The organism is Psychrosphaera sp. 1_MG-2023 (genome assembly GCF_030548245.1).
GTDB classification, from domain to species: Bacteria; Pseudomonadota; Gammaproteobacteria; order Enterobacterales; family Alteromonadaceae; genus Psychrosphaera; species Psychrosphaera algicola.
Window position 1 is genome coordinate 1 of the sequence record NZ_JAUORW010000038.1, and the last position, 7,096, is coordinate 7,096.

5 protein-coding genes and 1 tRNA gene are annotated in these 7,096 nt (G+C 40.1%); 3 read left to right on the forward strand and 3 right to left on the reverse strand.

Translation table 11 applies throughout. From position 1 onward, the window contains the following. Position 1: 1 nt before the first annotated feature. Positions 2-75 (reverse strand) — tRNA-Asn (locus tag Q4575_RS19400). A gap of 687 nt (positions 76-762) precedes the next feature. Here Q4575_RS19400 and Q4575_RS19405 point away from each other — a divergent pair. Beyond that, complete coding sequence (locus tag Q4575_RS19405; RefSeq protein ID WP_215965068.1) at positions 763-2,115, forward strand: MATE family efflux transporter; 1,353 nt, start codon at positions 763-765, stop codon at positions 2,113-2,115. Between the two features lie 2 nt (positions 2,116-2,117). Further along, positions 2,118-4,142, forward strand: a complete 2,025-nt coding sequence (uvrB, locus tag Q4575_RS19410) for an excinuclease ABC subunit UvrB (protein ID WP_215965067.1) — start codon at positions 2,118-2,120, stop codon at positions 4,140-4,142. Between the two features lie 243 nt (positions 4,143-4,385). Here the strand turns inward: uvrB and Q4575_RS19415 are convergent, their stop codons facing one another. Both Q4575_RS19415 and Q4575_RS19420 read right to left on the reverse strand, forming a co-directional pair. Further along, the gene (locus Q4575_RS19415; protein WP_215965066.1) at positions 4,386-4,610 is read right to left on the reverse strand and encodes a hypothetical protein; all 225 of its coding nucleotides are present in this window, start codon (positions 4,608-4,610) and stop codon (positions 4,386-4,388) included. 179 nt (positions 4,611-4,789) lie between these two features. Then, entirely contained in the window at positions 4,790-6,448 is a 1,659-nt protein-coding gene (locus Q4575_RS19420; RefSeq protein WP_215965065.1) for an AMP-binding protein, read from the reverse strand. Positions 6,449-6,510: 62 nt separating this feature from the next. Here Q4575_RS19420 and Q4575_RS19425 point away from each other — a divergent pair, with 62 nt between their 5' ends. Further along, a complete protein-coding gene (locus Q4575_RS19425; protein WP_303523914.1) occupies positions 6,511-7,044 on the forward strand; it encodes a hypothetical protein in 534 nt (177 codons plus the stop codon). The last annotated feature ends 52 nt before the right edge of the window (positions 7,045-7,096 follow it).

Here is a 7,096-nt window from a genome sequence, read left to right on the forward strand (position 1 = left end):
GCTCCCCCTCCCCGACTCGAACGGGGGACCTGCGGATTAACAGTCCGTCGCTCTAACCAACTGAGCTAAGGGGGAACAAAGTGCCATCTGACAACGGGGCGCAATGTTAATTACCCGCCCCCTACCTGTCAACCTCTTTTATGGCTAAAGTGACAGTTTTTTAACTGTTTGCTCAGTTCCTAATCAAATTTGTCAAACCATAAGTGAAAAGTGGCACGATAACGTCAATCGATATTGCAATTATTGCAATTGAAATCTCAAAAATATAATTATTTTTTTGCCAAAAAGATCCGTTGATCTTTGTTACTCATGGCTTACAGAATGTTATCCACTGTTTCTGTGGATAAGTTTGTGAATGAGTTTGTTATATATTGCTTCAGGCCAGTAAGAACGTGTGTCAATACTCTAAGTTGAAAAAATGTTACATTTTTAATATGTCCATTTATATCAATGGTTTAAATTGTTTTTGTGGGTAACTTTCATGATCGGGATGAATATTAACCGTAATGTCATTTTTGTAAACAACCGCTGTGCACAACGCGCCATTTTTGTGCAATAAATAGGATCAATATGCCTAAATATTATATTAAACCACATATTAAAAGTGGGCATCATTTGGGCCACTTTGCGCGGCAATACCATAATGATATAAGAAACGCATTCGATATTAGATCAAGTTTCTTACATTTATTTAAAATCAATAGGTGTAACCACTTGAGAAGTTCTTTAAAATGGCTTTTTTAAATTAATGGCTCAGAAAATATGTCTGCTCAGCAGGATCTATTAACCGCTCCAATTTCTCCTATCTTGTCTAAAATGACTAAACAAGTCGTGGTCGGCATGCTGATGTTGATGTCATTCAATTTGATTGATACTTATTTTATCGGTTTACTAGGGACTGAGCCGTTGGCTGCGATCAGTTTTACCTTTCCTATCACATTTACCATAATCAGTTTATCAATCGGATTAGGTATCGGAACATCCGCTGTTATCGCTAAAGCGCGCGGCAGCGGTAACATAGATGCAGCAAAAGATGATGGATTTGCCGCTCTGATTTTGTCGTTTTTGTTAGTATCTGTTTTAGCATTTGTGACCTTTTTATTCACCGATTTGATCTTTACCTCACTTGGCGCTGGTCCAGAATTATTGCCACTCATCCACGAGTACATGGATATTTGGTATATCGGTGCGGTTTTTTTAATGTCACCGATGGTGGGTAATTCAATATTACGAGCATTCGGTGACGCCAAAACACCTAGTGTGATTATGGCGTCCTGTGGTTTCATTAACGCGATTTTAGATCCTTTGCTTATATTTGGTTATGGCCCATTCCCAGAACTCGGGATCCAAGGCGCAGCTATTGCCAGCGTGATTGCATGGTCGGTGGGTTTTGCTGCGGTATTTTATGTATTAGCGGTTCAGAAAAAGTTGATCAATATTCGACGTTTATCTCTTGGTGAGTTTGCTGGCATTAGCCGTCGAATTTTGGGGATTGGATTGCCAGCTGCTGGGGCAAATATGTTAACGCCAATTGCGATGGCAATACTTACGGCGATGATTGCGGTACATGGTAACGCCGCAGTGGCCGGCTTTGGGGTAGGGACTCGAATAGAGTCGATGGCAAGTATTGTGGTATTGGCCTTATCGATGACATTACCGCCTTTTATTAGCCAAAATTTTGGTGCGGGTAATTGGGATCGGGTCGAACAGGCTTACAAAATGTGCATTAAATTTGTATTAGTGTGGCAAGCCGCTGTTTATGTCGTATTGCTGCTCGTTGCAGGTTATATTGCAATCGCGTTTGGTAAAGACGATCCGGAAGTGATGGAGGTCATTAAATTGTTCCTTTGGACTCTGCCATTAGGCTATGGCTTACAGGGCATCATAATTTTATCTAATTCGTCGTTTAATGCTTTACACAAACCAATGGTGGCGTTGGTTTTAAGCGTTATTCGTCTGTTTGTCTTTTATGTGCCATTTGCTTTTGTAGGTTCCTATTTTTATGGCTTGCCTGGACTTTTTGTCGGGGCTTTAATCGGCAACGTATTCACCGCATTCATTGCGTACTTTTGGTTTATTAAAAACCTTCCTAAACCCGATTTGGTAACCACTTAATTATGTTAGAGAAACAATCAAAACCATTTGAATTACATAGTGAATATAAACCAGATGGAGACCAACCAACGGCAATTAAAAAGCTAGTTGAGGGGCTTAATGACGGTTTAGCTTATCAAACCCTACTTGGTGCAACGGGGACCGGCAAGACATTTACCATGGCGAATGTCATCTCACAGGTTTCTCGTCCAACGTTAATAATGGCCCACAATAAAACATTGGCAGCCCAGTTGTACGGTGAGATGAAAGAGTTTTTCCCAAATAATTCAGTTGAGTATTTTGTTTCCTATTATGACTATTACCAACCAGAGGCTTATGTTGCCTCTACGGACACCTTCATTGAGAAAGATGCAACGATAAACGAACATATCGAACAGATGCGTTTGTCCGCCACAAAGGCGCTGATGGAGCGTAGCGACGTAATTATCATTGCGTCGGTATCTGCAATATACGGTCTGGGTGATCCCGAGTCGTATATGAAAATGTTATTGCATCTCAAAGTTGGGGATATGGTTGACCAGCGTCAAATCTTACGTAGGTTGGCAGAACTGCAATATAAACGTAATGACATCGATTTTCAGCGAGGTTGTTATCGTGTTCGCGGCGATGTTATTGATATTTATCCTGCTGATTCAGATAAGTTTGCCGTGCGGGTTGAATTGTTTGATGAAGAAATCGAGAAACTGACCTGGTTTGATCCTCTCACCGGTGCCGTTGAGAAAAAGATCACAAGGGCGACTATTTTCCCTAAAACTCACTATGTTACACCACGAGCTAAAATTTTAGCCGCGGTTGAAGAAATCAAAGTTGAATTACAGAGCCGCAAAAAGCAACTTCGAGAGTCCCACAAACTGGTGGAAGAACAGCGACTAAGTCAAAGGACATTATTTGATATTGAGATGATGCAGGAATTAGGTTATTGCTCTGGCATCGAAAACTACTCTCGTTATTTGTCAACTCGAAACCCAGGTGAAGCGCCTCCGACGCTCATTGATTATTTCCCATCAGATGGCCTACTAATTATTGATGAATCCCATGTTACCGTGTCACAAGTTGGCGCTATGTACAAAGGAGACCGTTCAAGAAAAGAAAATTTGGTTGAATTTGGTTTCAGGTTGCCATCAGCATTAGATAATAGACCACTCAAATTTGATGAATTTGAGCGTTTAGTGCCGCAAACGATTTATGTTTCAGCGACCCCAGGTAACTATGAAATTGAAAAGTCCGATGGCGAAGTAGCCGAGCAGGTAGTTCGCCCGACAGGCTTATTAGACCCAATTATCGAAGTGCGTCCGGTCGGTACTCAGGTCGATGATTTAATGTCTGAGATTGGTATTAGAGTTGAAAAAAATGAACGTGTACTGGTAACGACATTAACTAAACGTATGGCTGAAGATCTGACTGATTACTTAGCTGATCACGGCATCCGTGTTCGTTACTTGCATTCGGACATAGATACTGTTGAACGTATCGAAATTATTCGAGATCTGCGCGCGGGTCACTTTGATGTATTAGTTGGTATTAACTTACTCCGAGAGGGCCTAGATATGCCTGAGGTTTCTTTGGTTGCAATACTAGATGCCGACAAAGAAGGCTTTTTACGCTCGGAACGATCTCTTATCCAAACCATTGGTCGCGCCGCGCGGAACGTCAATGGTAAAGCAATTTTGTACGGTGATCGGATCACAAAATCAATGCGTAAAGCGATTGATGAAACAGACCGCCGTCGTGAAAAGCAACATGCGCATAATGTAAAACATGGGATCACTCCTCGGGGTGTTATCAAAAAGATTGGTGACATCATGGATCTTGGCGAAGGAAAAGCGCCGAATAATGCGGCGATGAAAATTTTGGTTAAAGAAGGTTTGGTTGATTACCGTACGAAATCTCCAAAAGAAATTGCCAAAGAAATTAAAACACTAGAGGCGCAAATGTTAGAACACGCTAAAAACCTAGAGTTTGAAAAAGCGGGTGAGTTGCGTGATCAGGTGAAACGACTTCACGAGCAATTAATTAAAAATTCATAGAAGATCATTACTTGAATTGTCAGCCACTAAATTAGCTAACAAATGTTTAGCTCAACCTAGGCTGATGAGACTTTGAACTGCTACGTTCATTATAAGGAATGGGATTAATAAACTGAATTGCATAGTATGACATCTAATTGATATTTATAAAAAAGAGACGTCCTTGTCTATCAAATGTATGAAACTTAGGTATTCAAAGTAAATCAGATTAGCGCATTCTTTAGTCTGATTTACTGCATTTGGTTATTTGAGTAGTTGCTCGGTCATAGTGTTATTTCCCGCAAGTTCCAGAATTATACTAATCTTTCGTGCTGACGGCTTCGACAGTCGCTGAATTGCATTCAAAACCCGATCTTGTTGATCAAATGGCATATTAATGTCAGACATAAATTCTGCGAGCTCAAGGGATTTATGATGGCAAAAATATTCATTAATTGTAGCGGCTTGGCATTTCATTACGTTATTCATGGGATCCTCCGAATACATCAATGTCGCTATATGATCTTAGTTCAGAGGATTTGCTTCGTTAGATTATTTAAGATTAAAGGCGATGGAATTTTGAAGTTTGAATTTTAAACTCTGTTTTACAACAGTATTTTTATGAGAAAAGGTCCGGGTGTCGTGCCCGGACCTGATTTTATCGTACGTTAGGCGTTCAATTCATCTTCCCAAATGACTTGATTGCCTTTTAGTTCATCTACTTTTTCATTATACATTTCGTGGAGAACATGGCGTTTAATCTTAAGCGTTGGGGTTAAAATACCATTTTCTGGTGTCCAACTTTCTTTAACAACTACCATTGCCCCAATGCATTCATGGGACTCAAGTCTCTTATTAATACCTTTAAGCGTATTGGCTAATGCACTGCGAACTTGTTCTCTTGGCTGATGGCTCGCACCTTCAGACAATTGTACTAAGCAGACCGGTGCTGACATGCCAGAACCGACAACACAAAGCAGTTCAATGTGTGTATCCTGTGCTAACATTTTTTCAATAGGAACTGGTGATACAAACTTGCCTTTTGCGGTCTTGAAGTTATCTTTTACTCGGCCAATTAACTTCACTTCGCCTAATTCACCAATTTTAGCTAAATCGCCGGTGCGGAAAAAACCATCTTTATCAAATGCTTCTTTGGTTGCTTCTTCGTTTTTGTAGTACCCAGAAAATAGCCCAGGACTTTTAAATAGCAGCTCGTCCTCATCCGTGGTTTTAATTTCACAACCATCAAGTACCGGCCCGACACTTCCAATCATGCGTTCATTAAACGGAAAGTTACCTAAAGCGTAGATGCAATTTTCGGTCATTCCCCAAGCTTCACAAATGTTAATACCTACTTTTTGGTACCAACGAATAATAGCCGGTGAAATTGGAGCAGATCCCGACGCGGTTAGACGTGCATGTTCTAGCCCTAGACCTTTTTGGATTTTACTTCTTATTAAGCCACTAACAATCGGAATGGATAACAAGATGTTAAGTTTGGTATTGCCAATTTTGTCGATAATATTTTTTTGAAATAGGCTCCATAGTCGTGGAACACTAAAGAAAATAGTCGGTTTGGCATATTGCAGGTCACTAACAAAATGCTCGAGCGACTCGGTAAAATAGAGCGTCATATTCGAGTGATATGCTGCACCCTCAACAAGTACGCGTTCGGTAATATGGGCTAATGGCAAATAGGACAAAAATCGTTCTTTCTCATCAATGCCAAGTACTTTAACAATTTGCTGGTTTGCCCAACCGTATGCACTGTAATTTACCATTGCACCTTTTGGATTACCTGTGCTACCAGACGTATAAATAATCGACATTAGGTCGTCAATATGGGGAACAAAATCCGGAATAGGGCTGCCAAAATTGTCTAATTGTGCCCAACTGTATTGGCACGGCATGGTTTTGTAACCCATATCTATGCGAATTATGTTTCCAGTAACGCCAGGCTCTGCGAGCTCCCATTTGTCAATTTTGCCAATAAAAACGGCCTTTGATTCAGAATGTTCTAAAACATATTGTACAGTTTCAGCGTTTGCTGAAGGGTAGATTGGAACACTGACCATCCCGGCTCTCATTATAGCAAGGTCGGCAATAATCCATTCGGCACAGTTTTTTGCAAAAATAGCGACTTTATCTCCACGTTTTAGTCCAAGTTGGAATAAACTTGAAGAAACATGATCTACTTTTGCCTTTATTTGCGACCATGTATGCGTTTGATAGGTGCGATCGACAGGCTGCTCTAAGAATATTTTATCTGGAGTGGTTTCTGACCAATGGTTTAACCAATGTACTGGTGTAAACTGAGATGAGTCCATCTTCATTCCCTTTATGATTGAGTACGATTACTAATTATTATTATTGGATGTTCAAACTCATTATGAATAAAAATAACGAGTTAAGCCAATTTTTAAGACCAATTATTTTCATTATCATTACATTGAATAGTTGGTCGACAAATGCAGCTCAAAACCAACACGTCGCATTGTGGTTAGGTTTGGATACTTATCATGTAGATAGGACAAACGATAACGCGACTAATGAAAACAATAAAATTACATCTATTTTTTATAATAGGTGGTTTATAAGCACATTTATTAATAGTTACAACAAGCGTAGTTATTTGTTGGGGTATCAAATTTGGTATAACCAAATGCCATTTTTTGACTCCAATATTGAGATTAGTTATGGCGTGTCAATTGCCGCGGCGACGGGTTATGGTCGAAATTTGGCAACCAATATAGATGGTATTGTGACATTAGGAGTGAGTCCATTTGTTGGAGCTGAGTATGATGTTAACCAAGATTGGACAATTGGCGGGGATTTACTTTATATACCGACCGACAATGGCGGTGTTCTGACAAGTGGTCTTAAGCTGCGTTATCGGTTTTATACCATTTCGGAAAAAGATTAGGTCAGGCATATCCAATCCCTCGTACACATTTTTGTCACCCGTTTTGTATCGC